Here is a 26,529-nt window from a genome sequence, read left to right as displayed (position 1 = left end):
TCGAACTGAAGGGAGAAAGCTACAGGAAAAAGACGGCAAAGGCAGTAACCAGCGCGGCTTAACGTCGCACTAAAGGATACGGCCAGAGTAGTTGGCGCCAGTCGGCAAAACTAGTTGACGTCTAATATTTGGAGGGTAATCTGATGTTTTACTGGATTTTATCTGTATTCCTGGGGTTCCTGGTATGGGTCAACATTTCTCCCCATGACCAAGCTGGGACTCAGCTGCAGGATAGCACGCTGAGTCAGCGCGCTATTCAAACCATCCGTTACATAAATGACATCAATGACTGGCGCTATAACAACCCTGCACAAAAAGACGGTGTGATCCCCGACAGCGCTTTCGGCTGGTCATCCGTTGGAGGGTTGCGCAATGTTTTGCAGGCAGATCGTGTGTATGTCTATCAGCCAGATCAACCTGGGTTGATGGCGGCATTGTTGGCACAGAGCCGACATTCCGCGCTGGTTGGCAAAGTAGTCGGAAGACGCCTCATCGACAGTGTTGGCAATGACATGCAGGTCAATGTGCCGGCGAGCATTACTGACGGCAGCCTGGTGTACCTCAACTAATCTCCCCTAATAAGGTTAACAATGAAAAAACACCTCCCTTTGACCGGGGTGGCGGCGACGTTGTGTTTGCTGCTTTCCGGCTGTGCGCCGCTTGAGCGCATCGATAAGATCGATAATCAAGTATCACGGGACGAAAATCAGGCAGATAAACATCTGCATGCCCTTAAACAGGGCTCTGTGGTGCGTGATTTAACCTCTCAGTGGATCAACCCTTACCCGTTAAATGCTCAACCAGGGGGCAATAGTTTGCTGCCTCCTTGCGCTGTGGCCATCAATCGTCCTGGGAGCATCACACTGGCGGAAGTCAGTGCTTTTATCAGTAAGCGTTGTCGTTTGCCTGTGGTGGTGACGCCTGATGCACAGGCTATCTTGGCACCGACGGGTGGCAAAACTGAGCAGATAAGTGGCCCGGTTCCGGCGCCAGATCCGAATGGGTTGGTGCCGTTAGCCGCGTTGGGCGGTTCATCTACCCGTGCTGCGCCGGTCGTCAGTGGTGGCACTGCGCTCAGGGGTGTGTTCTGGCAGGGCGAGTTGGGGGGATTGCTTGATAATGTCACTACTCGTCTTGGGCTGTCATGGCGTTATGAGCAGGGTCGGATCGCCATTTTCTATCTCGACACCCGGACGTTCCCGGTCATGTTCATGGACAGCAAGGCGAGTTTTGGCTCTAAAACCGTGAGCGGCACCACTTCATCGATGGGGGCAACGGGTGACAGCAGTGGCGGTGGACTCAGCGGTGACTCCAATACCTCTCAGGCGACTGAGATGGAAATCAAATCCAGCCTGTACGAGGACGTCACCAATACCATTAAGTCGATGTTAACGCCCGGTACCGGTCGCATGAATTTGTCCGCCGGCGTCCTTACGGTGACGGATACGCCACGCGTTCTTGAGCAGATAGGCCGTTATCTGGAAGACCGCAATAAAGAACTCAACCGCCAGGTCGTTCTCAACGTGCAGGTCTACAGCGTCGAAAAACGCACTCAGGATCAGTACGGCATCGACTGGAACGCCGTATTCAACAGTGGCAGCGTCGGTTTGTCCCTGACCAACGCGTTTACCGGCGCGGCTTCCGATGCGTTGAACGGTGGGGTCTCTATCCTTGATGGCAAAGGGGCGGGCACCAAAGCCTTTATCAAAGCCCTGTCGGAACAAGCGAACGTCAGCGTGATGACAGAGGCCTCGAGCATGACCACTAACCTGTCGGCTGTGCCGATCCAGGTTGCACTGCAGCAGGACTATGCTTCCAACGTCACTACGGAGAATACGGCCAACGTCGGTTCATCGAGCAGTATCACCAAATCCACGATCACAACCGGTTTCAACATGACCGTGCTGCCGTTCCTGATGCCCCAGTCGCCAAAAATGCAGCTGCAGTTTGCGATCAATATGTCAGATGACCCGACCATGCGCACGTTCACGAGTGAAAAAACGTCGGTTGAGTTGATGAAAACACGCCTCAAAACCTTTACCCAGCGCGTCATTATGCAATCCGGACAAACGTTGGTGCTCAGTGGTTACCAATCTCTCAACAACACCGCAAATCGCCAGGGTGTCGGCAGTTTCCGCTTCTTTGGACTCGGCGGCGGCGCAAACGGTGAAAATAACAAAACCATGCTGGTCATTCTTATCACTCCGGTCATTTTGGGATAAGCCATGAAACAACAGACTACCTACACGCTGCAGAATGGGAACGCCTGGCTTGTGGCCGGGTTGCACTGGCAGTATTTGCCGCTGCGTGGGCGCCGCAGCATGCGTTTGCGTGCGAAGGAGGCCAAGGCTACGCATTGGGCAGCATTGCCAACCGGTGACGGCCAGGCACAAGGCACCCTGCTGGGCACTGTCAATCTCGCCGGCAAGGCTGTTCGAAAAGGAGGCGGGCTGGCATCGATGGCGTTGGCGGTTCTGCCGGCATTGCCAGAGGATTGCTATGGCGTTTTCCCGTTACCCAATGGGCAATACTGGTTCGTCGCTGTCAGTGACGGCATGCTTTCCCCGTTCGGTGATATCGTCGGGGATGAAACGGCTATACGCACTGCGGTTTCCAATTTTCTGGCGATCACCTCAGCGCCTGCTGCGGGGTGGATGATATATGCTCCTGGCGGTTTCTTTCCCGGGGAAGACACGGAAGATAAATCGCTCACCGACTTGGTCGATAGCAAGGTCGGTTTGCGCCGGGCCCGGCTGAGTCAGACTCATGATCCGAAGGTGTTGTGGCTTTGGGGCATTGCAGTGGTGGCCCTGGGGGCCGGGTATGTGGGTTATTCAGTCTGGGAGAAACACCAGGAAGATGCGCGCATAGCAGCAGCTCAGGCCGCGCTGATGGCCAGGCAACAGATGGCACAACAGGCGCCGGCCGACAACCTGAAACCCTGGGCTACACAACCGCGGTTTCCACCGATGCTCAGTGCCTGCAGTCGCGTATGGAAAGATGCGCAGATCTCTATTGCAGGCTGGGTTTTCAATACAGCAACGTGTGATGCGCAGGGAAAAATCATACTGCACTACACCTTGCCGAACGGTGGCACCGTAGGGGATTTTGCCTTGCGGTTACCCGTGCTCTATGGTTCAGATATTCAACCCGTTTTTAATATTCCCGGTAGCGCCGACGACGCCTCTTTTGCATTACCAGTGCCACTTTCTCCTCCAGAACATCCCGAAGATCTTCTCCCGGGCAGCCAGCAAATTCAGCACTTAACCAGTTATGCCCAGCGTATCAATGCGCGCTTGCGCCTAAGCGAAATAGACGTAAGCACGCAGTTAACGCAGGGCGACGTACAAAATCTGCCGTGGCGTACCTACAGCTTCACGTTCATTACCGATATTCCGCCCGATCGGTTGTTTGCGCCAACGCGCTTCAACAGCAGTGGAATAAGGGCGTCCAGCATCACGACCACGTTAAAAAACAACCGTCTGGAATACACCATTGAGGGACTTCTGTATGCCAACCGCTAAATCCAGAGTAACGCCCTGGGCGTTGTGCCTGGTGCTGATTGCACCTGGTGTCTTCGCCGCGCCGGTCGCTGACATACCGGCGGCTCCGCCCGCTTCACCGTCGGTGAAGTCACCCACGCCAGCGGATCTTCCTCTGCCGACCACGTTTGCGCGCGCGGAGGCTGGGCGAGCGTTAAATCTTGGTCAACTGGAAGCCATCCAGGCAGAGACTGTGCTTTACGAGGCTCAGCTGGCCAGGGCCAAGGCGCTGAATGAACTGCAAAAGAACGGGTATGACCGTGCACTGGATCAGCCTTTCAACCCGGCGCCACCTTCTCAGGACAACAAATCCGAGGTCAAGGGCGCGGTGCAAGATGCTGCTCCACCGCAGATTGTGGAGATCACCGGCGCGGGTAAAGGATTCACGGCCGTGCTGGCACTCAGCAACGGCAATCAGGTTACGGTGCAGGTGGGGAATCGTATCCCGGGTACGGAGTTCGTTGTTAAACGGATAAACATCAATGAAGTCGTGGTCTCCGGGAAGAACCAAACACTGGTCTCTCTTTCCTTTGCGGGGTAACCCATATGTATGAGAAACGTGGTTCAACCTATATCCATTTAGATCTGGCCAATACTGATGCCCCGACGCTGTATGTGTCTGACGCACACAATAACAGTCTGGCCGTCACGTCAGAGATTGCCGGCGCGTTTAAAAAACACCCCAGGCTGCAGGTTAAGCGGGTTCAGCTCGATAAGCTGAAAGAGATGCAGCAAAGCCAGCTCACTGAGAACCCCAACGCTAACGAATATTCCGTTCAACAGGCGAAGATTATTAGCTTCTTCAAGGATGCCAAGATGAAAGGCGCCAGTGATATTCATCTGCTGATCGGGATGAATGATGTGACGGTGGTGCAGTTTCGTGTGCATGGCGATCTTGAAACGGTGACAACGCTGGATTGCGCGGAAGGGATGACGCTGGCGTCAACGATAGTGATGTCGATGTGCGATGTGGCCGAGAAGAGTTTTAACCCCAATCGCGCTCAGGATGGGCGGGTGCGTAAAGAGTTTCTGCAAGGGCTTCAGCTCTTCGGCGCGCGTTATGCGCATACGCCGGCAGAATTTGGTCTGTATGTGGTCATGCGCATTTTGCCCGATGAGGGTAAAACTCCGCCTACGCTCGACGAACTGGGTTTTCTACCGGAACAGCAAACGCTTATTCGCCGTATGCTGGCGCGCCCTGAAGGCGTCATCACCCTGTCCGGCCCTACCGGTTCTGGGAAAAGTACCTCCCTGCGCACATTCAGCGAAATGTATCTGTCCTTTACCGGGCATCGAAAACGACTGATGACGCTGGAAGACCCTCCAGAAGGATTGATTTTAGGCGCGGTACAAACCCCCATCATTGCCGATAAAAACGATCCGGACGCTGTTAGCCGTGCCTGGGTCAGGTCTATTTCTGCCGCATTACGGCTGGACCCTGATGCCATGGTTGTCGGCGAAATTCGTGATGCCAACTCGGTTAAGTCTGCTTTGACGGCGGCCAAGTCAGGACACCTGGTGGAAACCACGCTGCATGCGAATGATGCGGTCGGCATTCTTGATCGCCTGACCGATACTCTGGGTATCCCCATGGGCCAGGTGGCCGATCCTCAAGTCATGATTGGCTTAATCGCGCAGCGACTGGTGCAGCTGTTGTGCCCTCACTGCAAGAAACGCTGGGAGGCGGTCAGAGCAAATCTGGGAGAGGAGAAAAGAGCGCTGCTTGAACGCTTTTGTCAGGTCGAAAAGCTGGCATTTCGCCATCCTGAGGGATGTGAGCACTGTTACAAAGGCGTAATCGGCCGGCGGGTCATTGCTGAAGTCATTCGTCCCGATGCCAGATTCATGGAGCTGTTTCGCCATGAGGGCAAACTGGCTGCGCGCAGTTATTGGGTGAACGAGCTGGGCGGTATCACTCGCGGCCAGCACCTGATGCGTTATCTCAATGACGGACTGGTCGACCCGATTGATGCGGACTATATCAGCCCGCTGGACGAGGACAGCCTGACATTGTTACCCCCGGAGGATGCATCATGATTTCCCGTTTGCGCGAACGGTTGACGGCGCTACGGGGCAGGATGCCGTCATCGGAAACAATGAATGAAGGGGTAGGGCGCTGGTTGGCGCAAAAGACGTTCTCCACCGCTGACCGCCTGACGCTCTACGAGGATCTGGCTTTCCTGCTCGACAACAACCTCAAAGTTGAGAAAGCCATCAATTCAATGATAGGGAGCTTCGGCAAGAAACGCCCGCCGGTGGTCTATTGCCTGGAGGATATGCTCAGTGCCCTGCGTCAGGGGCGGTCAGTCGACCAGGGATTGGCGTCCTGGATACCCCGGCAGGAGGCCGCCATCCTCAGTTCCGGCGTTCAGGACGGCAACCTGGCTGCTGCCTTATACCGGGCGATCACCGTGGTGCAGGGCATGGCGAATATGAAATCAGCATTGGTGTCCACGTTGGCTTACCCGATGCTGTTGCTGGCAATCTCGTTTGCCATGATGAAGATGGTCACTGTCTATTTCCTTCCCCGCCTGGAGTCATTGTCTGCCCGAGATAATTGGACTGGGGCGTTGTGGTGGCTCAGCGCCATCTCAGAATTCTTTGTCAATCATGCAATTATTCTCGGTGGGTTGATACTCCTGCTGATTGGCTTCGTCGTCTGGTCGATGCCGAACTTGACGGGAACGGTGCGGCAGCATGTCTTGGACCGTCTATTGCCGTGGAGCGTGTATCGCGACGTGCTGGGAGTGGGTTTTTTACTTAATTTCAGTGCGTTGATGCGTGCTCAGGTGAAGACGGAGGACGCCATCGACATGCTGAGCCGTTATGCACCGCCCTGGTTGTATGAGCGATTGGCCGCTACCCAGCGGCAGGTTAGGCAAGGTGACCACCTCGGGTTGGCGTTGCGCAATGCCGGCTACGGATTCCCCACCCCGCGTGCTATCGACAAACTGGTCCTGCTGACCGACGGCGATAACGCTGAAATTATTATTGAAAATTTTGCACGGGCCTGGCTTGTGCAAACTGTAGCCCGGATCAAGCGGACGGCGTCTTTGCTTTCTTACATCGCATTGGGCACCAACGCTGGCTACATGATGATGATCCTTCTGGCAACACAAAACCTCAACGACCTCGTGGGCACACGCTAGACCGTCCACTCTCTACGATACCTAAAGGAAATAGTAATGGAACTCACACAAAACACTCGCTCGGCTGTCAACCGTGGGGCAATAACTATGATTGAAGCAATGATCTGGTTTGTTCTTGTCCTTGCTGTATTGGCTGTCGCTATCACACAAGGTGGCGGTCTGTTTAATCGTAACGATGGCAACACAGAGTACAGTAATGCTGCGGAGCTAATGACCAATACCCGCACCATGTTGAAAACATCCGGCATCTATAATTTTGCCACCGCTGACGCCATGACCGGTGCGCTGATCCAGTTCGGGGGGGCGCCGGCCAACATGTCGGTTGTCGGTACCAAATCCTCGGGTAGCGCCAAGTTGCAAAACCTGTGGGGGGGGGCTGTCACCGTGCAACCCGTGGCAACGGCCGGTGGGCAGAAATCCTCCTTCTCTCTGACTTACGCGGCCGTTCCTCAAGAGGCGTGCAGTACTCTGGCCACCAAACTGAGTGCGGCGCCGAGTGTTGTTACCACCATGGTCAACGGCACATCGACGAATGGCGCGATCGCTGCCAGCGCCGTGGCGGCGCAGTGTACTGCCGATAAAGGATCTGTTGGTCAGAACACCCTTACCTTTACCAGCAACACCTGATGCCCATCCTGCCGGCAACGTTCTGTTGCCGGCCTCCATCTGGAGTGCATTCTCATGTTGTCTTCCTTTCAACGAGCCCTGGCCTGTATGGTGCTGGGCTGGGCATTATTATTCTCGTTGCCGGCACAGGCGTTCTGTTTTAACGAGGCGGGGGCGCGCTATAAAGTTGACCCTTTATTACTTCGCTCAATGGCGACTGTCGAAAGCAGCCTAAATCCTCAAGCCATTGGCAAAAATCGCGATAAAACAGGACGAGTTACAAGCCGTGACTTCGGGCTGATGCAAATCAATGACCGACATATTCCCCAGCTGCGTGCGCTGGGTCTCATCCGCAGTGAGCAGGATTTGCTGACCAACAGCTGCCTCAACGTGCAGATCGGGGCCTGGATATTGGCAAAGCACCTCAAACAATGTGGGGTAAATTGGCAATGCCTCGGCTCCTATAATGCCGGATTCGCTGATAACAACGGTCCGCGGCGTATGATTTACGCGCGCAAAGTGTATGCGATGTACATGAAACTGAAAGGAGGTGCTGCCTGATGGCTTTGTATCTCCTGAAGTTCTCTTTGCTGATGGTATGCGCCGGCGCCACTCTGTTTATTGGCGCCCAGCCGTTGGTTCATCGAGCGAAAAAATTCTTGCTTGAACATGATGGCCCGCCCCTCACTCGGCGGCAGATCAGAGGCGTCACAATAGTTTTCGTCGGCACCGGTACTGCACTGATCGCAACAACGGCCCTTGTGGGCCATCCCTGGTTAGGTACCGTCAAAATTCTGGGGCTGCTGGCCTGGGGCATTCCTATGGTGCTGCTCGATTTACGCAATTACTGGCTACCGCTTCGGTATACCTCGGGTTTTTGGCTGACAGGTCTGCTGTTTACCTTGATGCCTGGAAGTGCACTTACCCTGACTGAGGCACTTACAGGCAGTATCGGCATGTTTTTGTTCCTCTATGCCTTTCACTACGGCGCCAAGCATCTGCGAGGTGAAGAAGGGTTCGGCATGGGCGATGTGCATTTGATCGCCGCGCTGAGCGCCTGGTTTCCCTGGCAGCTCGCCAGCGTGCTGAGCGGATGTGCATTATTGCTGTTTATCGCAGGGGCATTACTGACGAACAAAAAGACTCAACCTTATGCTCCCTGGCTATTCGTGTTACTGGCAGTTGTAGCCGGTAGCTCTCCTCAATTGCTCTCTTCAGGTGCCCTATGACTGCTGAAAATGCCACTCCTCGTATTAACCGGGGGGGCGCGTTGGTTTCTATGGCCATCGTTCTGGCGATCGTATTGATTGCCGCCCCTATCGGGCTTGAAAGATATTCCAATTACATAGAAGAACAGAGCTGGGTCGTGACCGCGACGCACCTGAGCACAGTAAGCGGGGGTGCCCGTCGATATGTGAAAGATAACTACGACACCTTGCTGAATCAGGTCAAAGGGGGAGGCAACGTCACGGTAACCGGCCAGACCCTGCGCGATAAAGGGTATTTGCCGGCGGGGTTTTCCCTTACCAACAATAACGGCCAAACCTATATTCTTGCCGTGACACGCAATCCTTCGCAAACCGACAAGCTGGTCGCCTTTGTTCTGACCGCCGGCGGTCAAAATATTACGTTCAAGGGCCAACGCTATATCGCTCAGAACACGTCTGGTTTGGGGGGGTATATCGAACCCGTCAATATCGCCAACGGTGCCGGCGGCGGCTGGCAGGTCAACCTGTCGAGTATGGGGCTTAGTGGACAGAGTGGACACCTGGCCGCTTACCTGACGTCCGACGTATTGGCAGGTGGGGCTGAAGAGAGTGATCGCTTGTATCGCTTCCAGGTTAACGGTCGTCCCGATCTTAATAAGATGCATACTGCGATTGATATGGGGGGGAACAACCTGAATGCCGCTAATGATATCAACGCACAAACAGGTAATTATCAGCAGAATGTAAATGCTCAAAACGTTGTATCACGGGATGGTGTGGTTGCGGGAGGTGGAATTGCCGCTGCAGGGGATGTTCGTAGTAATTACGGCTGGTTGGTAACAAAACATGGTAAGGGTTGGCTCAACGAAGACCACGGCGGCGGATTTTACATGGATGACAACGACTGGATTCGTTCGGTGAATAACAAAGGTATTTATACCGGCGGTCAACTGAAAGGTGGGAGCGTTCGTGCAGACGGCCGGGCATCTGTCGGTGAATATCTGCAGCTTGATGGCACGGCAAATGCTGGTTGGGGATGCGGCCCAAATGGACTTGTAGGTAGGACACCGGAAGGCGTACTGCTCTCTTGCCAAAATGGCATATGGAAGTCCTTGGGGGCGTTAGATACATTTAATGTGACGAGCGATGAGCAATGCCAAAACCTGAAAGAAGCTAGAGCCTATTGCCCTGCGGGAACAAAATTAGTCTCTGGAGGATATCGACTGTCTCGTTGGACATCTAATGATTCAGCACATAACTCCCCTGATGCTGCTTATCCTGACGTCTTTTCAAATAGCTGGATTGTAGTTACGCCTAATAATGAATGGCGTACAACATGTTTTCAGTCTATTGCAATTTGTACGAAATGATACGAAGTTGTTGAGGGTGGCATTGCATAACTCAATGTAATATAATGGTTTATTAATTCACTGAATTTAAAGAATCTTCATGAAACAAGATAAACTGGCTAGCGTCCAAGCGCTGAGAGGACTGGCAGCGCTTGCTGTCATGTTATTTCACTTTCGTTGGAATATAAACCTTTCCTATCCTAATCTGGGTGATCAGTTATTCGGATGGGGGGCTGTTGGTGTTGATGTATTCTTCATAATAAGCGGATTTGTCATCACGCTTTCAGCGAAGAAACTAACACCAGGACTATCAGCGGCAGGGGTGTTTTTGAAACATCGCGCAAGGAGAATACTTCCGGCCTATTTTATTATTCTGCTAATTACCTTCCTTTTATCTGGAGCCATGAGCACGTTCCATTATCCAGATAAAGTGAGTAATTTAATAAGTGCAATCACGTTCTCCCCAATCGATGCCAATCATGCCCCCTTCTATGTGGATGATAGTGGTTTCTATGGTATTAGGTGGACACTGAATTACGAAGTGTTGTTCTACTTAGTTATGGCAGTTTGTCTGATATCAAAATACCGATGGCCATTGTTGTTTGGTATGTTTTCGTTAAGTCTGGTTGTTTTCCCTATGTTGGCTGGACATTCACCGACCTTGGATGTTAGTGGTTATCAATTCGATTCAGCTTACTTAAATCTCATGACGAACCCCATCATATGGATGTTTTTGGTGGGTGTTGCTTTTGGTCTTGTTTATCCCTATACAAAAAAGCTAAATGGCCAGTTGCGCATGTCAATATTAATTGTGTCGATAATCGTTATAGGCTACTGCATTCTATTTGTCCCGTCATGGGGGCATGGGATGACGATGTCAGGATGGTATTTGTCAATTTTGTTTATTGCAGTGGTATTAAATGATGAGCTTGTAACGAAATGTATTCCTGCCTTCTTTATTACCTTGGGAGAGATATCATTCTCTCTCTATCTCATCCACACGCTAATGAATGGTGGGATAGGTAAACGGTTTGAAGACATTGGTGTGGCTGATGGTATGCCAAGGTTTGCTTTGTCATGTGTTGTATCTATCGTATTGGCATACTTGTCATATAGATTTATTGAAAGGCCAGTGAGTCGGAGAAAGAAAGAAACAGTAAAGCATGAGGCTGTGTAGATAATAAAAGGGGGCGCAAAGCCTCCTTTTCTTTAATTTTTTTTTCGAGTTCCGCTCTAAATTCCAATCAACCGAAAAATCAGATATACAGGATAAAGAAACATGAAATTTTATTGCATGTTACTCTTTGTGCCTGTGGTGCTTAATGGATGTCAACTTCCGGCTAAAAGTACCGCAGTCATGCCGCTAAAAAATACGGACACTCAATATAATGCTGAGCAGATTCAAAACGCGCAGAATAATTTGTATTTGTCCGGCGCGATAAACCAAGTTCGAGCACCTTTATTTACTCCAGGTATCAGTGCCAATTCTCAGCGCGTAACCCTCAACTGGGATGGCGATGCTGTCGAGCTGCTTTCTCATCTGGCCCGACAACGTGGGTTGACCTTTAACTGGACGGGTGTGCGGCTTCCATTGCCGGTCAATCTGCATGTAAACGGCGTCACCTACCAGAACCTGTTGCGAATGATTGAAGTCCAGACTGCCTGGCGGGCCACACTGCATGAGTTTCCTGGCCAGCTCACGCTGGTCTTTTTACAACCAGAAAAACCGAGGGGGCGTAGATGAAAAAGTCCATTCTGACGCTACTTTTCGTCAATGGCGTACTGTGCGGCCAGGCAGCAGCTGCACAATCCCCTTCAGAGTCTGCACCGCCGGATATGAGCAGTTACCTTAGCCCTTCACAACCATCATCGTCGGATATTTCGGAAACCCGTCGCCAACTGCTCGAAGAAGCTGGGCGTACATTGGGGTTTCGAGGTGGAAAAGCGCAGCGTGCCTGGGAGTTACGTCAAACCCTTGATGCTGTAGCCAAGAATTTGGATGCCTTATATGACTTCCGAACCTTGATCAGTCGTCAAGGATGGCTACCACCGGTGATCAGTGAAGCGCAGGATGTGGCCCATATCACACCTAATCAAATAAGAACCGCTACGCATGTGTATGAAATTCTCACACCGGAGCGTTTTGTCAGTAACCCGCCATCCTGGCGGAGTTGGCTTAACGCCGGCTTGTCCACTTCGGCAGTTGATGGGCCTGAAGCGGCAGTGATTCCGGCCAACGGTGCCCAGAAAGCGCTGTGGCAGGCGGCTGTACGAAAGGGATGGGAAGAGGGGCGGGAGAGTGCTGATCATACATTGGAAGCCAATTTCAATCGCCTTACCCGGGATTATCGCGGCATGTTGGTTTACTCACGCTTGTTGCAACAGGGGTATATCACCTCTCCGGTGGTGACTGACCAGCAACAAACCGTCAGTGGCGATCGCAGCAAGTTGACCACGGGTGATCGAGTTCGTCGTCTTAAGGAGCACGCTGGATTTGTGCCTGATAAGACGAAATGGAAGCCGGTCATACACAGAGAGGGAGAAAATGACTGAATCGACTGAGTTTATTCCCTATAACTTCGAGACCGGCCTAGATGGCAATGCACTTAAAACGTTTTTTGTCTGGTGTGCTAAGCAGAGTGTCAGTGATATCCATATTCAGGGCGGCAATCACCTGGTTGTCAGCCACCACGGTCGATTGAGACGAGCCAGTACCTTTGTGCTGGCTGACGATACCCTGTCCAAACTGATTGACGAGATCTTTGAACCGGAGGTGCGGGCAACGGCTGGGGGCGGCTATCCAGTCGACAGAGCGCTGCAGCTCGATGGCGACATGTACCAGCGCTATGGTCTGGATCGTGGTGAACGGTTGCGCTTTCGCTGCAATTTTGTGCAGTCTACGGCTGGGCGGTTGGATACGACTATTGCACTGACCATGCGGGTCATCCCGACCGCTATCCCCGAGCTGGATTCGTTGGGCATCGAGGATGACCTGCGCAGTGTTGTTCTGCCTCATAAGGGATTGGCCTTCATTGGCGGTGAAACCGGCTCTGGGAAAAGTACCTTTCTGGCATCGGTCTATCGGCACTGTATCGATCACGATCCTGACCGGAAAGTGACGACGACGGAAGATCCGATAGAGTTTGTTCTGGGTAAGAGCGGTGATATTTTGCCGGCGACTCAGCTGCAGATCCGTCGTGATGTTCCTAATTTTGCTGAGGGTATCCGCGCTGACCTGCGGCGCGCACCCTCGGTGATTGGCGTCGGGGAGATGCGTGATCGAGAAACTGTGGAAGCAGGAATTCAGGCTGGCCAGCTAGGCCATTTATGCCTATCGACACTGCATATTCACTCCCCCGGAGAGGCCATTCCTCGCTGTTTGAACCTATTCCAGGCGGAGATCCGTGAGGCAATCGCGCATGACATGCTCGGTGTGCTGCAATACATCGTGGTGCAGAAGTTGCTAAGGACAACTGATGGCAAACGGCAAGCTGTGCGCGAATACATTATTTTTGATGATCCTTTGCGAGAAAGGCTATCGGAAATGCCATACGTCAAATGGGGCCAACACATTGACGGCATTATTCGGACAGAGAAACGACGCATTGCCGATCATGCCTGGCAGCTGTATTTACAAGGGCGGATCGCACGCAGCGAGTTGGCCGTCGCCCTTACGAGCCATCAGTTGCGTGAACTGGAGCGAGGTCATTCACATGCATGATGAGCAGGAACCTTTGCCACCGGGCTATTGGCGCAATGCTTCTCGCAAACTCAATGTTTACGGTGTTCCGGCCCCGTTATTTTTGCTTTACCTGTTCTGGTTCCGCTTCCCTACCTGGGACACGATTTATGTGATCAGCGGCATCATCATTTTTTTCCGCATTCTGTCGGCCTTTGGTTGGACATTGACGGTACTTATTGCGCGGTTGGTCTATCTGCTGCGTGGAAAACTGCTGTCGGGTCGACCGTGGTGGTACCGCCGTTTTACTGAAGGTGAGTGACTAGCTTAAAGGCCTTTAGGGTGCCGGGAGAGGTATCGAAGTCGAGGAGATCATAATGGGAGAAAAAACCAAAAATCGTCTTTGGTTGGCGGTGCGTCACGAAGAACGCGAGAAGGCTCGCAAAGCCGCAGGGCTACTTGATGATGGCCGTTCGGCGCTGGCCTGGGATAAAGATGCGGTTCTGTGGTATGCGCGACCGGGGTGTGATATCGAGCGCGTGAAGGCTTGGTTACCCGACAAGACCATCAGCACTGGCGGCGGTGATGCCCAGGCAGAATTTCACGATGCCCTTACGCAGGCGGGGTTAATCGTGAAAGGGTTGCCGGTGATGGATGGGAAACGGCATCGCGTCGCTACACTGGAGGATAAGAAGGGGCAAAAAAGTGGTGTTTATCGCGGGTTCCTTGATCGGCGCCCCGGCGGTTGGTTCATCAACTATCACCGGGCTGAGACGGAAAAGTCTGTCACGAATTGGAAAGCCAGTGGAACAGAAGCCGATCCCGTTGCCCGGCTCCACATTCGAGCAGCTGCTCGCCAGGCGCACGATGACGCTGAACGGGCGCGAGAGGCCAATTACCGCCGACAGACGGCGAAAGCGCAGGCGCTATACGACAAGCTTCCGGGCGCAGACCCTGCCCATCCTTATCTGGTGCGAAAGGGGATATCCCCGACGCCGGAGCTGCGACAAACTCAAAACGGTGCCCTGGTGGTGCCGTTTTTTAATGCTGAGGGTGAATTTCGCACCTTGCAGTACATCACGCCTGACGGCGATAAGCGGCTTTACAGCGATGCGCCAAAGCAGGGGAATTTCTTGGTGGTGGGCGGCCCGCTAACGCCTGACGCCCCTGTGTTGTATGCCGAGGGGTATGCCACGGCCAGAAGCCTGAATCTTGCTACTGGCCAGCCGGTCGTAATGACCATTGATGCCGGCAACATGGCCGCAATTGCCAACGTACTGCACGCGCGTTATCCCGATACCCCACATATCTTCCTTGCCGATTTGGATCATGCAAAGAAGGTGAACAAAGGGGTGATGATGGCTACTCAGGCTGCGTCATCAGTGACTTACGGTGCTGCAATTGTGCCTGATTTTACTGATGCAGAAAAAAAACTGGGGCTGACCGATTTCAATGACCTTCACCAGTCGCGAGGGCTGGATGGGCTACGTTTGCTCGTGACCGCCAACATTGCCCGTGCACTGGATATTATCCAAGAGGAAAGAGAAAAAATGAACCATCCATCCGATGGCGCTCCGCTGCCCATTCCGGAAGAACCACCGTTTGCACCGGTTGAAGCAGTGCCGCCGATGCCGACAGAACCGCCCTCTATTCAGGCCGATGTCGGGCCTGTTGAGCCGATTGTGGATCACCTTCCCGTAGTCGATGAAACGCCGATCGATATTAACGATTATGCGTCCTGGGCCGCGCAAGCCGAGACATCTGGCGTACCGTTACCTGATATGGGCGCCGAACCTGAAGAAGGCTCTGTGGTTTCTGATGTAGCCGATCGTTCCGGCGACACGCCTATTTCTCTGGCAGGACGGCTTAATCCTGAAGGAAGTGCGCCAGAACCAGCACCGGTTGATGCTGCAGAACACATTGCACCGATTCCTGAGGCGGCTGAACCAACACGGGAGATACCATCCGATACGGTCAGTGACCTGGAGGATGTGCCGTCTCGCCAACACAGTGAACCTCAGCTAGAAAATGCCATACCGGCGTCACAATGGGCCCATCATTCGGAGTCCGAACAGGCTCAGAAATCATCAACAGTCGATGCAATCTGGGTGGGGCCACCACGTCCGAGCAGCGAGGCGGCTGATCCTGATGTGGCGTTGATAGACAAGGATGCGTTACTTCAGCGGTTGTCATGGGAAAAGCAGGGGGACAATGCGGTTCTCTACAAATTGGATAACGAACCCGCGTTCATCGATCGGGGCTCCCGATTGGATATGGCGGAGGGGGCCAGCCAAAGCGATGAGAAGGTACTGGCGGCGTTGTTGACCGCGGCACAGTATTACCGTGGCCGTATTGAATTGACCGGCAGTGACGCTTTTCAGGAAAAAGCGATCGCCCTGATTGCCCGGCATGAAATCAATGTGACGATGAAGGTCCCTGCCCAGCAGGCCATGTTGGAAGATGCGCGGAAAAAGTTGGCTACGCCAGTGCCAGTTAGTGACGCTGTCACCGGTGATGCCGTGCCAATGCCGGAAAATTCCCCCGCATCGCAACCGGCTACATCGCCGGTGCAACATTCCGGCCCTGCAGCTGCCACACCGCCCGCCACACCGCCCGCCGCACCGCAAGAAGCTGAGCCAGTTGTTGAGACGCGGAATCATCCAGCAGCCAGGCAGCAAGAGAATGCCGCCCAGCCTGACAGCGGTATTCCTGCCGCTATTCACCAAAGCTACAAAGCCGCGGCGGCGGGTGTCACCGGCAAAGTCCTCAAATGTGGTACCGCCCCTTTCCGTTTTGAACCCGGAGAATCACAAAGCTCGTTCATTACGCTGCGGACACGGGAGGGAAAACAAACATTTTGGGGTAAGGAGTTGGCGGGGCTAATACGTGAAACCCGTATCCAGCCCGGTCGTATGGCCACGCTTACCTGGTTGGGGAAAGAAGCCGTAACCGTGCAGGTTCCGCAGAAAGACGATCAGGGGGTGGTTACCCACTTTGAGTCAAAAACAGCGCATCGCAATCAGTGGTCTTTGACCCCTACCGGGGGTGATACGGTACGTACCGGTCAGGATGATGGGGTCAAGTTGGCGGCATTTGATGCGGCAAGATTTGCCAAAATCCAGTCGGCCATCATCAACCAGCTGCGTCTTGATATGCCACCGCCGGCAGCGCCTCAGGAAGGGGTGTACTGGCTGCGGCCAGATGGGCAGGGCAGTCAAACACCCGGTGATGTGCTATCTGCACCGCGGCCATCCATGGATAAGGGGGCGGGAGAGCCGGTTGCCAGCAGCTGGACGCAGGATGGTCATCTTGATCTATACCTGGTGCGCAGCGATGGCCCATATCTGCAGGGGGTGGTTCGCCATCAGGGAGAATATCAGCATGTGCTGGTGACGTTACCTGGCCGAGAGGATGCGCCTCCCATGGTGTTCAACACGATCACCCCTGAGGGGGCGAGACCTGTAGGCTGTGGGAATGGGATCAACCGCAGCAGTGGCCAGCCCGTACCTCGCGAGAACATCGCCTTCAAGCTGGAAGGCGATAGCCAGGTTCGAATTGGCAAACTGGATGCTCCTGCCAGTTTACCGCCCGCGTTTCATTCCCGACTGGGTTTTGACGAACGTTGGCGCGATGAGAACGCTTCCCCAAAGGCCGCGCCGGCGGCAGCGCCAAAGGCGCAGCCGGGCGACCCTCGCCCGATATAACTCACTGACCGCAAAGGACTCTCTTTATGTTTAAAAAAAGCGTGTGCGCCGCACTGCTTGCGGCGTTGTGCTGTCTGCCGGCTACCAGTTTTGCCTCCACCTGCCGTGCGGGGGCTGCGGCTGAAGCCGGCAGCAAAGCCGGTTATGAGCAGGCTCGACGGGCCGCCGAAGCCTGGGCGTCGCGAGAACAGAATGCCTCTGACCAGTTACAGGATTGTTTGTCGCGGATACGTACAACCACTATCCAACTGCCCACGTTCCCCAGCCTTGCCGACATCATGAACCAGGTGTCCGAGAAGGTCTGTCAGGCGGCCGTTGACAAGATCAACGACTACATCCCCGGCACCATTGACCCGTGGCAAGAGTTCACAGGGCGTTAAGGAGACCCATGCAAACGCAAGAACAGAGTTCTGCCGAGGCGGCACTGGCGCCGAACATGGCACCCCCGGCATCAGACGATGAGACGCGTGCCTTTGCACACGCCCTATCCATGCAGCGCCAGCGTGAGCTGGGCGCGGCTTTTGCTCATCGCTGCCTGAACGTCGTGGTGTGGTTGTGCGTGGCATTGGTGCTGTCACTTTCCCTCAACGGGTATCTGGGGTGGCAGGTTGCACACCCCCCGGTCAAATACTTTGCAACTGAGCAAGGGCGGCTGACGCCTGCCAAACCGACAAACATTCCGGCGTTTAGCTCGGAGGATGTCGCTGCATTTGGCGCCGATACTTTACGTCAAGGCTTTACGCTTGATTTTGTTCACTATCGCGCACAGATGACGCGCGTGGAGCCGCGTTTTAACGACCAGGGGTTTGAGGGCTATAACAGGGCCCTGACATCGTCAAACATCCTTGCCGCAGTGAAAAATCAGCGGATGAACCTGTCGGTTGATGTGGCGCCTGGCGTCATACGCAGCAAAGGGTTACTTGGCGATCGTTTTACCTGGGAATTCCAGTACCCGGTTACCCTCAAGCTTGATGGCCAGCAAACCAGCACGCCGGCCCAACGTTTTATCTTCACTCTGCGCATCCAGCGCGCCGATGTTCAGGAAAAGCCGGCGGGACTTGAAGTCACTCAAATGATTTCGACAAACGCCAACTGAGGTTCCCCATGAAAAATACCCTTATGTGCACTTTGCTGGCGCTGATGACGGCGCCGGCCTGGGCAGAGGCACCCGCTGCCTCTGCGCCGTCGGGTTGGTCACAAAGTCAGGCGCCCACGGCTGCGGTGCCGGCGGCACCGGCAGCGAGGCCGATATCTGAACCACCATTACCGAATGGCGCCGGATTATCTGGTAACGATCCACTGCCCCCGCCTTCACCGTTGTATGCCCAGGCTGAGGAGGCCGTATCTCCACTGACGCCGGATGAGATCCGGCAGTTGCGGGCGCGTCAGTCCGAGGTGAACCGGGCGATGACATCACCTCCCGTGGCGGTGGTACCACGCATCAGCGCGCTGACCGTCGACCTGGCGCCGGGGGCCAGTTTGCCCCTGGTGCGAACGGCAATGAACTACCCCAGTTCGCTGACGTTTATCGACAGCACCGGTGCTCCCTGGAAATTGGGTGCAGCGCCGATCAGCGGTAATCCGGCCTTCCAGATTTACTGGGTGCCTGACAGCCTGGTAATGGTGGTCTATGCCAAGCAACCTTTTGTCAGCGGCAATATCACCGTTTATCTGAGTGGGCTGTCCGTGCCCATCGTGCTGAACGTCACCAGCGGCGAACCGGATACGGATGCCAAAACCTGGACAGTAGACAGCCGGCTCGATATGCGTGTTCCACGGCGCGGCCCAGCTGCCAAAGCGACAGCGATCCCGGAAAGTCGCATTGGCCTGCATGACAGTACGCTGCAGACCTTCCTTGACGGCATACCGCCTAAAGAGGCGCGGCGGCTCAAAGTGACGGGGGGCGTACCGGACACGACGGTATGGCAACTGGGGGATGATTTGTACATCCGATCGCGCGCCGATATTCGTGATGAGTTTGAAGCGACGCTTTCCTCTGCCGATGGCACTCACCTGTGGAAGTTGCCGGTAACGCCTTATGTGACGTTTTCCGTTATGGGAAAAACCACCGCGCTGAACATTGCTCTGGAGTAAGACATGGCGAGTGAAAATGATGCAGGAAGGGATAAAAAACTGACATTGACTCTGGTGGCCTCTGCCGTGGTGGCGTTGGTGGGGGGGACTTATTTTCTCTGGAGCTGGCTGGCGACTCCTCCGCCGGCGCCATCCCAGGTTGATATCAATCGCGTCGGGGCGTCGGTACACAATAAAGGGGCTGAGACACCGGCGTATCGAGAGCTACTGCGCCAGTATAACCAGGAAGGCGTGACGGCCGCGCAGCAACGCAACAGCAGCTTTATCGCGTCTATCCCGCTGGAGCAGGAGCCGGTGACGCTGCCTTCACAGGCTGCAAATGCGCGAAAACCATCGGTAGCCCCCTCTGTCCGGCAGGGACGCAGCGACTCACGTCAGGCCGATACTGACAGGCAACGCCAGGACGAGCGGCGTCAGAAAGCGCTGGATGCGTTACTGGCACAGATGACGCCGCAAGCGGATTCGACAACACCACCCGCCGGTATACAACTGGCTCAGGCACTTGGCGGTGGGGAGGGTAATGCACCCGGAGGACGCGGTGATGATGTTTCGGGCTTTGGCAGCTGGAGTGCCAGTTTGCCAGGCAACGTATCGGTGCAAACGGCTTCGCTGAATGCCGGTCAGGGAGGTTCACCGGTCACGCCTTCTGTGGTCATCCCTCCCTACTGGCGCGGACCGGGGGTGATTGATATCGGTGTGGATTCGGATAACAGCACGACGCCGGTCTTGGGGAAGTTTGTATCGGGGCCTTATGCCGGCGCGGTACTTAAAGCCCCCACCGGCGCGAAGTTGGCGGGAGATGGTGTCGTGATCCACTTCACCGAAATGGCCTTTGGGGGCGTCAATTATCAGGTTGACGCGTATGCGTTGAATGATGAGAGCCTGGTGCCGAGCGTCGCCTCCCACGTCAATAACCATTACTTCTCGCGCATAGTATTGCCGGCGGTGATGAAGGGGATCGGCGGTATCGGCGAGATGTATGCGCAAGCCAATACGCAGGTGGTAACGAACGGCTTCAATGCGGTGACGACGCGGCCGGGTACCCCGGATGGTAAAGCCGTCGCCGGTGTTATTGCCGGCGGCGCCGCCAGCCAAGCGGCAAACGTGCTGAGCAGTGATGCGGCACGGTTACCGCCGAAACAGGTCCTTGTCGATAAGCAACAGGTGGTCGCGATCCAGTTCATGCGCGGGGTTTACTCAACCGATGCGGTCAACGCGGGGACAACGGCGGCGCCCATGGTCACATCACCGGTGGTGACACCGACGGAAAGCATGCCGCGGACAGAGAGTGACTGGCGGTCACAAACACAGGCACGAATCGAAGCGCAGCGCAGGCTGCAACAGCAATAAGGGCTATCCCATGGCACGAAAAATTGATCCGGGCATTACTCGAAAACAGCTAAATGAAGGTCAACTTCGGCAGGCGCTGAACTGTGCGCTGGCCTGCTTGCACGCCTGTGAGCCTGACGTGATATCCCCCAGGTTGCTTCAGGACTGGGTATCTTCAGATAGGGTGTCCGAGTTGTACCGTCTTATGCATACCGATCATCGGTTTGAAAAGGGGCGCGTTGCGCTCGAGAGTTACTTCAACGGCCTGCCCAGCGTAAACCTCGAGCAAGCGGCGTCGATGAACCCGTGGCCGGAAGCCGCAGAGTGTGCACATGAGCATCTGGTCCAGAAGATTACTCGGGAGAATAGATATGAGTGAATTTTCAACTACCCCGACAGTATCCACCCCGCCTGAATCTCCGCCAACACATCCTATGCCCGCCAGGCCAGGCTTAATGCAACGTAAGTTGCTGTTTGGCCTCACGCTGCCCTGGCTGGCTGGGGCCGTTCTTACACTGGGACTGTTTGCGGCTTATCTGTTTGCCCCTTATTTGAATGGTGGTGATGGCGGATCGGCAGCGACGCCGGAAGCATTTAGTGAATCTGAGTATGTGCAATCTCCGGCGCCAGTGTCGCTGGCACCCGTTGTGCCTGCCGGGGGCGCGGATGCGGTTCAACTGCAAAACGACGTCGCTACCATGGTCGGTGGTGTCCGTTCTTTTGCTGAAACCAACCGCACGGCGATTTCCCGTTTGTCGGATACGGTTAAAACGCAGAGTACCGCGCTGGCCGCGATGAAACAGCAAATGGCAGACCTGCAGGCGCAGAACAACCAACTGCTTGTCCGGTTGTCCGTGCTTGAAGCAAAGCCCGTAGCCGTGGTGTCGCAGGTTAACGACCGTGCGGTTCCTCGGGCACGTTCTGCGCTTGCCGGCATGCGGCTTGATGCGGTGCAAAATGGCATGGCGTGGGTGTACTGGCAGGGTAAAACCTGGGCGGTCAAAGCGGGCGATCGGCTTGGGCGAGTGACGATCACCGGCATAGATGCGCAGGCGCGTGAAGTCAGCACCAGCGCAGGCGTACTGAAGTGAGGTAAATGTTATGCCTAACGGAAGTGATGCTATCCAGCTGCTGGTTAATCTTGCCCATAACGTGCAGGGGGCGTTTACCCGTTTGGGGTTTACGCTAGCCATGCTGTTTGCCGTGGTGGGCGCGATAACTTTTCTGGCCCACCACGCCAGTGCTTCGCGCAAGTCGCCGGGGCAGGCCGCCGGTGGAGGGAAGGTTATCGCCTGGTTGCTGCTGTGCGGCGGGCTGGCGGGGTTAGGTCAAATGATCGGGGCTGCCGCCAGACAGGTGGGGTGGCAGGGGGCGACCTTCGACGCCATCAGCTATGTGGATGTCGGTACCTTTGGCGTGGCGGCCGATGCCGCGAACGCCATGCTGACGCTGATCCGCGTATTTGGCGTTTATATTGCGCTGCAGGGGATGTTGACCTGGCGCCGCTCACTTAAAGATGGGCATACGGGGTTATCGGCCAGCCAGGACGTTTCCACCGGAAGCCTGAAATTCACGCTGGGTATCATGATGGTCTGCAGTCCTTATCTGCTTGATGCCCTGCAAAAATCCCTTGGCATGCTGTAAGCCTGCCGGGTTTCATCCGCGCGTAAGCGCACTCTCATCCTTCATTAAATAACAATTTCATTTTCAAGGAGTTAATCATGCCTAATGACATGATGCTGAACCTTTCCGTGCGCGTTTATTTCCTCAAAGTGTGGCTGCGTCAGCGATTCATTGCGTTTTTATCCGCGGCTGCTGCGGCCCTTCCTGTCGCTGCATTCGCCGATGGCGATATTGCTGATATGGCGGATCGGGCTGCCGAAGGTGCCAAGTCAGGGCTCAAGTCTGCTCTTGTTATTGCTCAGTTTATCGGTGGCATATTTGTTATTGGGGGACTGATTGCAGCGAAAAACAAGAAGGAGAATCCCCAGATTAAAGTGTCCCATATTATCGGGGCGATCCTGTTTGGCGTTTGCCTCATCGTGGTGCCGGAAATTATCAAACGGGCACAAACACAGGTTGGGTTGACGCCGGTCAACGTCGGTTAAACGAAACGCGCTCCGGGCTTCCGGAGCGTTTTTTTTATGGAGTGACGCTATGGCACAGCGACATATTTCGGGTGATGCCCCGGTCGATATTTGGTGGAGATGCCGCCATGACTAGCGCTCAGTTAATGCCGACCCCATTGTCGCTGGATATCAGCGGCGATCCCCAAACACCGTTGCCGCTGCAGATGGAAGGTTCACGTTGTCAATGTTGCGGCCTGCATATTCGCAGGCTGTGGCAGGGGGCCCGAGCAGGGTTTGATGAACCCCATGCGGTATGCACCTTGTGCTATCTCACCGGACATCTCGACAGCCCCACCGCAGCGCATGCCCGGCTGGTCTGGCTTCCAGGCACGTCTCTGACGAATGCCCTTCATCTGCAGCGTCAGATTTTGCTGGCGATGATTGCCGGCAATCGCGCGCAGCAACGTGAGGGAAAACGTTTGTGGCGCTGGATGGTGCTCCATGCGCGCGAAGTGGAAGGGGCATGGGGAACGGCGCGCGTCGGCGAGTTTGCTGCCGCCATGTTGCGATTGCCACCGGGCAAGCGGGCACGCTTGCAACAACGCCTCATTGGCTGCGTACCCGTATTCCCACCTGATGTGTTCGATGATCTGTCGCTGTTATTGCCAGAAGGTAAAACAGCGACGCAGGCCTTAACGAGCTGGTGTTTGCCTACTTACCGCCGGAGTGATTTGTATGCTGAGCCCGATCCGCTGGATTGAAGAGATAATTACTGCAACATCCCGCTTTGCCGTGTCGCGGGATTTACCTGACTACTGTGATTTGCAGACGGTGATCCGCCTGACAGATGACGACCGTATACGCCACCCTGAGTTGGAGGCCCCCTATATCTTGGTGACCGATGACGGCGACTATTGTTCGGCCTTCTCCGTCGCCGGCAGCTTTTGCGACACCGATGAAACTGCCCCCCCTGATGCGCCGTTTTCCTGGATGGGGCGTATCAAACGCATGACCGAATCGCTGAATGCGGTATATCGACGGCATGGTCATAAATTCAGTCTGGTTTACGAGGATGATCCCTCGCGCGGGGAAGAAGAGGTCAGACGCCTGATGGCACCTCAATACCGCTCCATTCGGCGTACCGGTATTGCACTGAAGGAAATTCTCGATGAGCGGGTGGCCAAAATAAGCCCCTGGGTGTCACGAGAACGCTGCTATCTGGTGTGTTATACCGGGCGCAAGGCGTTGTCAGCTCACGAACTGATGGACGAAAACAAACGCCTCAAGGCACTTATCCAGAAAAGCCCGGATGCGCGTTTTGGCCAAAATCCGGTGTTGGCGGAGATGGTGGGGCAAAAAATCAGGCATGACGCCTTTCTCAGCGGTATAGAAACGGCGCTGAAGGACAACGGGGAAGGTGTACTGCTGAGCCGCCTGGACGCGCACTCAGTTGGTCATGCCTTACGCGAACAAGTTGATCGCGCCGGCACCTCCGAACACTGGCGGCCGTTGTTGCCGGATGATCCTATCATGCCGCATGGCGTACGTGATGGTGAAGACCATACGCCATTCCTGGCGCCTTGGCTGAACTTCCAGCTGATGAATCAGGATGTTCACCCACAGGGCAATATGTTGCGCATTAATGGCGTGTGGCATGGCACCTTGTCTGTCGTTCTTGGGCCGCAAACCCCTCAGTCGTTTGCACATCTTAAAGCGTTGGTACCGCGCGCGGTGCCCTGGCGGGTTCGCATGGATGTGATGCCTGGCGGGATGGCTGCGCTGGGCGTCAAAAAAGGGACGCTCGACTTTATGGCGTTCGTACCGACATTGCGACCGATTTGGAAGTCCATTGCAGCACTCACCCAGGTTGATAGAAATGAACCGGTCTGCGTGATGACGATAACGGCGGCCACCTGGGGGGACAGCCCGCAGGCGGTGACCCGTAATTTGACGCTACTGACACAGGCTTTCCAGTCCTGGGGCGTATGCGAGGTGACACAAACCTTCGGCGATCCCGTTCGTGCCTGGGTTTCCACTTTAGTGGCATCCAGCAAAGGCAGCGGTCCTAATCCACTGTATCCGCCGCTATCCGAAGCGCTGAATCTGGCCCCACTGACGCGCCCGGCCTCTGCCTGGGAAGACGATGGCAACGCACTGTTCCCTACGCTGGATGGCAAACTCTACCCTGTGGGGTTGGCCACCAGTAAGCAGAACAAGTTGACCAGCCTGGTATCGGGTTCACCTGGTACGGGTAAATCGGTATTACTTAATGCCCTGGGTAATATTCAAATCACCAGTGCCCAGCAAAATCTGCCGTTTTTTGCCGGCGTAGATAAGGGGTTCTCGATGCAGGGGCAGATTGCTTTGCTGCGGGACAGTTTACCTCCTGAGCGGAAAGATGAAGTGATCGGCATAGTGTTGCAAAACGACAAGGCGCATTGCCGGAACCTGTTTGATATTCAGTTGGGGGCACGGTACCCGATCCCTCCTGAGCGCAACTGGATACTCAGCATGCTGACTGCCATGTGTATCGATCCAGAGACCGGAATACCGCCGAACGCGCGGGATACTCGTCAAATTCTCAATCGTGCTATCAGTAAAGCCTATTCTATCAATGCTGAAACCAGCGGTGCTCAGCTCTATAGTCGCGGACTGCCGGGGCTGGCGTGTGTTGACGAGGCTTTGGATAAGCTAGGGCTGTTCGAGCGGTTCGATGCGGACTGGTGGGAGAAAGCGGTGTGGTATGAGGTTCGCGACCTGTTGTTCGAAGGCGGGTACGTTCGGGAGGCCCAGCTGGCGCAGTTCCAGGCCGTGCCTGAATTGTCGGATATGACCCGGATCTTGAACCTCGATGAGATTAAAAGTGCTTATGGCGAGATCCAGCGTGACGGTAGCCAGGAAAAATTGCTGGATTATCTGTTCCGTTGCATGAACGACGCGGTCGGTGACTTCAAGATGCTGGCTGGGCGCACACAATTTGTAATTAACCCCCGCACCCGGGTTATTGCCATTGATCTCAACAACGTCATGGGCGACGACAGTAAAGAGGGGCACCTCAAAACGGGGATCATGTTCCTGTTTGCCGGGCAGGTGGCTGGCGGTGACTTTGTTTTGCCTCAGTACCGAGACGCGTTACTGGCCGCGGTCGATAAGCGTTATCACGCATTACATATCGAGCGACTGGAACAGCTGGATCAGGAGGTGAAGACAAAGGGGTATGACGAGCTGCATAACGCCAAGAAAGTGCCTTTTATCTTCCCGATGCTGGAAACCCAGGACCGTGAACAACGTAAGTTCGGGGTTCGCACCGTGTTGTCCTCCCAGTATATGCGCGACTTCCCTGACGCCATCCTCCGCTCGGCTAACTCACTGTTTATGATGGAAGTCGATCCGGATGATGAAGCGCTGCTGGTCGACCGCTTCAAGGTGCCTAAGGTTACCCTGCGTAATTTCCAGCGCTGCGGCACAGGCCCAGCGCCCGACGGGAGTGGCGTGCCTTTCCTGGGCATCTTTCGTATCAAGGGCGGTGGCACGCTCGCCAGAATATTGAAAAATGCACTCGGGCCGCTTGAGCTGTGGGCGCTGAACTCTTCACCGATAGACAGTCCGCTCCGGCGCCTGTTGTACGAGCAGGTTGGTGGGTCAACGGCGCGCGCCATTCTGGCCGAAGCTTTTCCGCAGGGTACTGCGGAGAAGTTGATCGAACTGCGAAGAAAGCAGGCTGGCGATGTCGATGCCGGCAATGTTACGCGTCAACTTGTCTCAGAGCTTATTGCCAAACGCGGCTATCACATTTAAGC

At 54.9% G+C, this 26,529-nt stretch carries 26 protein-coding genes; all 26 read left to right on the top strand.

Annotated elements, in window-relative coordinates; all coding sequences use genetic code 11:
• Positions 1 to 143 precede the first annotated feature (143 nt).
• The 26 genes from pilM to GT753_RS23800 all read left to right on the top strand — a co-directional run bounded on the left by pilM (position 144) and on the right by GT753_RS23800 (position 26,527).
• A complete protein-coding gene (pilM, locus tag GT753_RS23925) occupies positions 144 to 569 on the top strand; it encodes a type IV pilus biogenesis protein PilM (RefSeq protein ID WP_160126030.1) in 426 nt (141 codons plus the stop codon).
• Between the two features lie 21 nt (positions 570 to 590).
• Complete coding sequence (locus tag GT753_RS23920; RefSeq protein ID WP_160126029.1) at positions 591 to 2,222, top strand: PilN family type IVB pilus formation outer membrane protein; 1,632 nt, start codon at positions 591 to 593, stop codon at positions 2,220 to 2,222.
• Between the two features lie 3 nt (positions 2,223 to 2,225).
• Complete coding sequence (pilO2, locus tag GT753_RS23915) at positions 2,226 to 3,524, top strand: type 4b pilus protein PilO2 (protein ID WP_160126028.1); 1,299 nt, start codon at positions 2,226 to 2,228, stop codon at positions 3,522 to 3,524.
• A complete protein-coding gene (gene pilP, locus GT753_RS23910; RefSeq protein ID WP_094887939.1) occupies positions 3,511 to 4,083 on the top strand; it encodes a type IV pilus biogenesis protein PilP in 573 nt (190 codons plus the stop codon). Before pilO2 ends, pilP begins: the two co-directional genes overlap by 14 nt.
• A gap of 5 nt (positions 4,084 to 4,088) precedes the next feature.
• On the top strand, positions 4,089 to 5,579 hold the full coding sequence (locus GT753_RS23905; RefSeq protein WP_160126027.1) for a GspE/PulE family protein: 1,491 nt from the start codon (positions 4,089 to 4,091) through the stop codon (positions 5,577 to 5,579).
• A complete protein-coding gene (locus tag GT753_RS23900; protein WP_160126026.1) occupies positions 5,576 to 6,691 on the top strand; it encodes a type II secretion system F family protein in 1,116 nt (371 codons plus the stop codon). The genes GT753_RS23905 and GT753_RS23900 overlap by 4 nt, the downstream gene beginning before the upstream one ends.
• A 36-nt stretch (positions 6,692 to 6,727) precedes the next feature.
• Positions 6,728 to 7,318 (top strand): type 4 pilus major pilin, encoded by a 591-nt coding sequence (locus tag GT753_RS23895; RefSeq protein WP_094887942.1) that lies wholly within the window; start codon positions 6,728 to 6,730, stop codon positions 7,316 to 7,318.
• 54 nt (positions 7,319 to 7,372) lie between these two features.
• Positions 7,373 to 7,858, top strand: a complete 486-nt coding sequence (locus GT753_RS23890) for a lytic transglycosylase domain-containing protein (RefSeq protein WP_094887943.1) — start codon at positions 7,373 to 7,375, stop codon at positions 7,856 to 7,858.
• On the top strand, positions 7,858 to 8,526 hold the full coding sequence (locus GT753_RS23885) for an A24 family peptidase (protein ID WP_094887944.1): 669 nt from the start codon (positions 7,858 to 7,860) through the stop codon (positions 8,524 to 8,526). Before GT753_RS23890 ends, GT753_RS23885 begins: the two co-directional genes overlap by 1 nt.
• Positions 8,523 to 9,875 (top strand): shufflon system plasmid conjugative transfer pilus tip adhesin PilV, encoded by a 1,353-nt coding sequence (pilV, locus tag GT753_RS23880; RefSeq protein ID WP_253718563.1) that lies wholly within the window; start codon positions 8,523 to 8,525, stop codon positions 9,873 to 9,875. The genes GT753_RS23885 and pilV overlap by 4 nt, the downstream gene beginning before the upstream one ends.
• 79 nt (positions 9,876 to 9,954) lie before the next feature.
• Entirely contained in the window at positions 9,955 to 11,031 is a 1,077-nt protein-coding gene (locus GT753_RS23875; protein ID WP_160126025.1) for an acyltransferase, read from the top strand.
• Between the two features lie 102 nt (positions 11,032 to 11,133).
• Positions 11,134 to 11,598, top strand: coding sequence for a DotD/TraH family lipoprotein (locus GT753_RS23870; protein ID WP_160126024.1), 465 nt, complete (start codon positions 11,134 to 11,136; stop codon positions 11,596 to 11,598).
• Positions 11,595 to 12,407 (top strand): type IV secretion system DotC family protein, encoded by an 813-nt coding sequence (locus GT753_RS23865; protein ID WP_160126023.1) that lies wholly within the window; start codon positions 11,595 to 11,597, stop codon positions 12,405 to 12,407. The genes GT753_RS23870 and GT753_RS23865 overlap by 4 nt, the downstream gene beginning before the upstream one ends.
• Complete coding sequence (gene traJ / locus GT753_RS23860; protein ID WP_160126022.1) at positions 12,400 to 13,575, top strand: plasmid transfer ATPase TraJ; 1,176 nt, start codon at positions 12,400 to 12,402, stop codon at positions 13,573 to 13,575. Before GT753_RS23865 ends, traJ begins: the two co-directional genes overlap by 8 nt.
• On the top strand, positions 13,568 to 13,855 hold the full coding sequence (gene icmT / locus GT753_RS23855) for an IcmT/TraK family protein (RefSeq protein WP_060432358.1): 288 nt from the start codon (positions 13,568 to 13,570) through the stop codon (positions 13,853 to 13,855). The genes traJ and icmT overlap by 8 nt, the downstream gene beginning before the upstream one ends.
• 55 nt (positions 13,856 to 13,910) lie before the next feature.
• A complete protein-coding gene (locus GT753_RS23850) occupies positions 13,911 to 17,237 on the top strand; it encodes an LPD7 domain-containing protein (RefSeq protein ID WP_160126021.1) in 3,327 nt (1,108 codons plus the stop codon).
• Positions 17,238 to 17,263: 26 nt separating this feature from the next.
• Complete coding sequence (locus GT753_RS23845; protein WP_060432360.1) at positions 17,264 to 17,617, top strand: hypothetical protein; 354 nt, start codon at positions 17,264 to 17,266, stop codon at positions 17,615 to 17,617.
• A gap of 8 nt (positions 17,618 to 17,625) precedes the next feature.
• Positions 17,626 to 18,333 (top strand): DotI/IcmL/TraM family protein, encoded by a 708-nt coding sequence (locus GT753_RS23840; RefSeq protein ID WP_080437538.1) that lies wholly within the window; start codon positions 17,626 to 17,628, stop codon positions 18,331 to 18,333.
• Positions 18,334 to 18,356: 23 nt separating this feature from the next.
• The gene (locus tag GT753_RS23835; RefSeq protein WP_216842815.1) at positions 18,357 to 19,331 is read left to right on the top strand and encodes a DotH/IcmK family type IV secretion protein; all 975 of its coding nucleotides are present in this window, start codon (positions 18,357 to 18,359) and stop codon (positions 19,329 to 19,331) included.
• A gap of 3 nt (positions 19,332 to 19,334) precedes the next feature.
• Entirely contained in the window at positions 19,335 to 20,681 is a 1,347-nt protein-coding gene (traO, locus tag GT753_RS23830) for a conjugal transfer protein TraO (protein ID WP_060441972.1), read from the top strand.
• Between the two features lie 10 nt (positions 20,682 to 20,691).
• Positions 20,692 to 21,039 carry a hypothetical protein gene (locus tag GT753_RS23825; protein WP_060441973.1) on the top strand — a complete coding sequence of 116 codons (348 nt, stop codon included), beginning with the start codon at positions 20,692 to 20,694 and terminating at the stop codon, positions 21,037 to 21,039.
• A gap of 76 nt (positions 21,040 to 21,115) precedes the next feature.
• The gene (gene traP, locus GT753_RS23820; protein WP_216842813.1) at positions 21,116 to 21,751 is read left to right on the top strand and encodes a conjugal transfer protein TraP; all 636 of its coding nucleotides are present in this window, start codon (positions 21,116 to 21,118) and stop codon (positions 21,749 to 21,751) included.
• A gap of 10 nt (positions 21,752 to 21,761) precedes the next feature.
• Positions 21,762 to 22,304 (top strand): conjugal transfer protein TraQ, encoded by a 543-nt coding sequence (gene traQ / locus GT753_RS23815; RefSeq protein WP_160126019.1) that lies wholly within the window; start codon positions 21,762 to 21,764, stop codon positions 22,302 to 22,304.
• Between the two features lie 77 nt (positions 22,305 to 22,381).
• Entirely contained in the window at positions 22,382 to 22,768 is a 387-nt protein-coding gene (locus GT753_RS23810) for a DUF6750 family protein (RefSeq protein ID WP_160126018.1), read from the top strand.
• A gap of 107 nt (positions 22,769 to 22,875) precedes the next feature.
• Positions 22,876 to 23,490 carry a conjugal transfer protein TraT gene (locus GT753_RS23805; protein ID WP_072270510.1) on the top strand — a complete coding sequence of 205 codons (615 nt, stop codon included), beginning with the start codon at positions 22,876 to 22,878 and terminating at the stop codon, positions 23,488 to 23,490.
• Positions 23,465 to 26,527: an ATP-binding protein gene (locus GT753_RS23800; RefSeq protein ID WP_160126017.1), complete on the top strand. Its 3,063-nt coding sequence runs from the start codon at positions 23,465 to 23,467 to the stop codon at positions 26,525 to 26,527. Before GT753_RS23805 ends, GT753_RS23800 begins: the two co-directional genes overlap by 26 nt.
• Positions 26,528 to 26,529: the final 2 nt, after the last annotated feature.

Source organism: Serratia sp. Z4 (genome assembly GCF_009900725.1).
Classification (GTDB): domain Bacteria; phylum Pseudomonadota; class Gammaproteobacteria; order Enterobacterales; family Enterobacteriaceae; genus Serratia; species Serratia nematodiphila.
This window is presented reverse-complemented; position numbering and strand designations above follow the sequence as displayed.

Excerpts from the sequence above, each read along its gene's own strand:
- GT753_RS23805 (WP_072270510.1), top strand. The coding sequence starts at position 22,876 with ATGACTAGCGCTCAGTTAATGCCGACCCCATTGTCGCTGGATATCAGC.
- traJ (WP_160126022.1), top strand. The coding sequence starts at position 12,400 with ATGACTGAATCGACTGAGTTTATTCCCTATAACTTCGAGACCGGCCTA.
- pilP (WP_094887939.1), top strand. The coding sequence starts at position 3,511 with ATGCCAACCGCTAAATCCAGAGTAACGCCCTGGGCGTTGTGCCTGGTG.
- GT753_RS23920 (WP_160126029.1), top strand. The coding sequence starts at position 591 with ATGAAAAAACACCTCCCTTTGACCGGGGTGGCGGCGACGTTGTGTTTG.
- GT753_RS23850 (WP_160126021.1), top strand. The coding sequence starts at position 13,911 with ATGGGAGAAAAAACCAAAAATCGTCTTTGGTTGGCGGTGCGTCACGAA.
- GT753_RS23905 (WP_160126027.1), top strand. The coding sequence starts at position 4,089 with ATGTATGAGAAACGTGGTTCAACCTATATCCATTTAGATCTGGCCAAT.
- GT753_RS23800 (WP_160126017.1), top strand. The coding sequence starts at position 23,465 with ATGCTGAGCCCGATCCGCTGGATTGAAGAGATAATTACTGCAACATCC.
- pilV (WP_253718563.1), top strand. The coding sequence starts at position 8,523 with ATGACTGCTGAAAATGCCACTCCTCGTATTAACCGGGGGGGCGCGTTG.
- GT753_RS23900 (WP_160126026.1), top strand. The coding sequence starts at position 5,576 with ATGATTTCCCGTTTGCGCGAACGGTTGACGGCGCTACGGGGCAGGATG.
- GT753_RS23825 (WP_060441973.1), top strand. The coding sequence starts at position 20,692 with ATGGCACGAAAAATTGATCCGGGCATTACTCGAAAACAGCTAAATGAA.
- GT753_RS23870 (WP_160126024.1), top strand. The coding sequence starts at position 11,134 with ATGAAATTTTATTGCATGTTACTCTTTGTGCCTGTGGTGCTTAATGGA.
- pilM (WP_160126030.1), top strand. The coding sequence starts at position 144 with ATGTTTTACTGGATTTTATCTGTATTCCTGGGGTTCCTGGTATGGGTC.
- GT753_RS23845 (WP_060432360.1), top strand. The coding sequence starts at position 17,264 with ATGTTTAAAAAAAGCGTGTGCGCCGCACTGCTTGCGGCGTTGTGCTGT.
- pilO2 (WP_160126028.1), top strand. The coding sequence starts at position 2,226 with ATGAAACAACAGACTACCTACACGCTGCAGAATGGGAACGCCTGGCTT.
- GT753_RS23895 (WP_094887942.1), top strand. The coding sequence starts at position 6,728 with ATGGAACTCACACAAAACACTCGCTCGGCTGTCAACCGTGGGGCAATA.
- GT753_RS23875 (WP_160126025.1), top strand. The coding sequence starts at position 9,955 with ATGAAACAAGATAAACTGGCTAGCGTCCAAGCGCTGAGAGGACTGGCA.
- GT753_RS23835 (WP_216842815.1), top strand. The coding sequence starts at position 18,357 with ATGTGCACTTTGCTGGCGCTGATGACGGCGCCGGCCTGGGCAGAGGCA.
- GT753_RS23865 (WP_160126023.1), top strand. The coding sequence starts at position 11,595 with ATGAAAAAGTCCATTCTGACGCTACTTTTCGTCAATGGCGTACTGTGC.
- traO (WP_060441972.1), top strand. The coding sequence starts at position 19,335 with ATGGCGAGTGAAAATGATGCAGGAAGGGATAAAAAACTGACATTGACT.
- GT753_RS23890 (WP_094887943.1), top strand. The coding sequence starts at position 7,373 with ATGTTGTCTTCCTTTCAACGAGCCCTGGCCTGTATGGTGCTGGGCTGG.
- traP (WP_216842813.1), top strand. The coding sequence starts at position 21,116 with ATGCAACGTAAGTTGCTGTTTGGCCTCACGCTGCCCTGGCTGGCTGGG.
- icmT (WP_060432358.1), top strand. The coding sequence starts at position 13,568 with ATGCATGATGAGCAGGAACCTTTGCCACCGGGCTATTGGCGCAATGCT.
- traQ (WP_160126019.1), top strand. The coding sequence starts at position 21,762 with ATGCCTAACGGAAGTGATGCTATCCAGCTGCTGGTTAATCTTGCCCAT.
- GT753_RS23885 (WP_094887944.1), top strand. The coding sequence starts at position 7,858 with ATGGCTTTGTATCTCCTGAAGTTCTCTTTGCTGATGGTATGCGCCGGC.
- GT753_RS23810 (WP_160126018.1), top strand. The coding sequence starts at position 22,382 with ATGCCTAATGACATGATGCTGAACCTTTCCGTGCGCGTTTATTTCCTC.
- GT753_RS23840 (WP_080437538.1), top strand. The coding sequence starts at position 17,626 with ATGCAAACGCAAGAACAGAGTTCTGCCGAGGCGGCACTGGCGCCGAAC.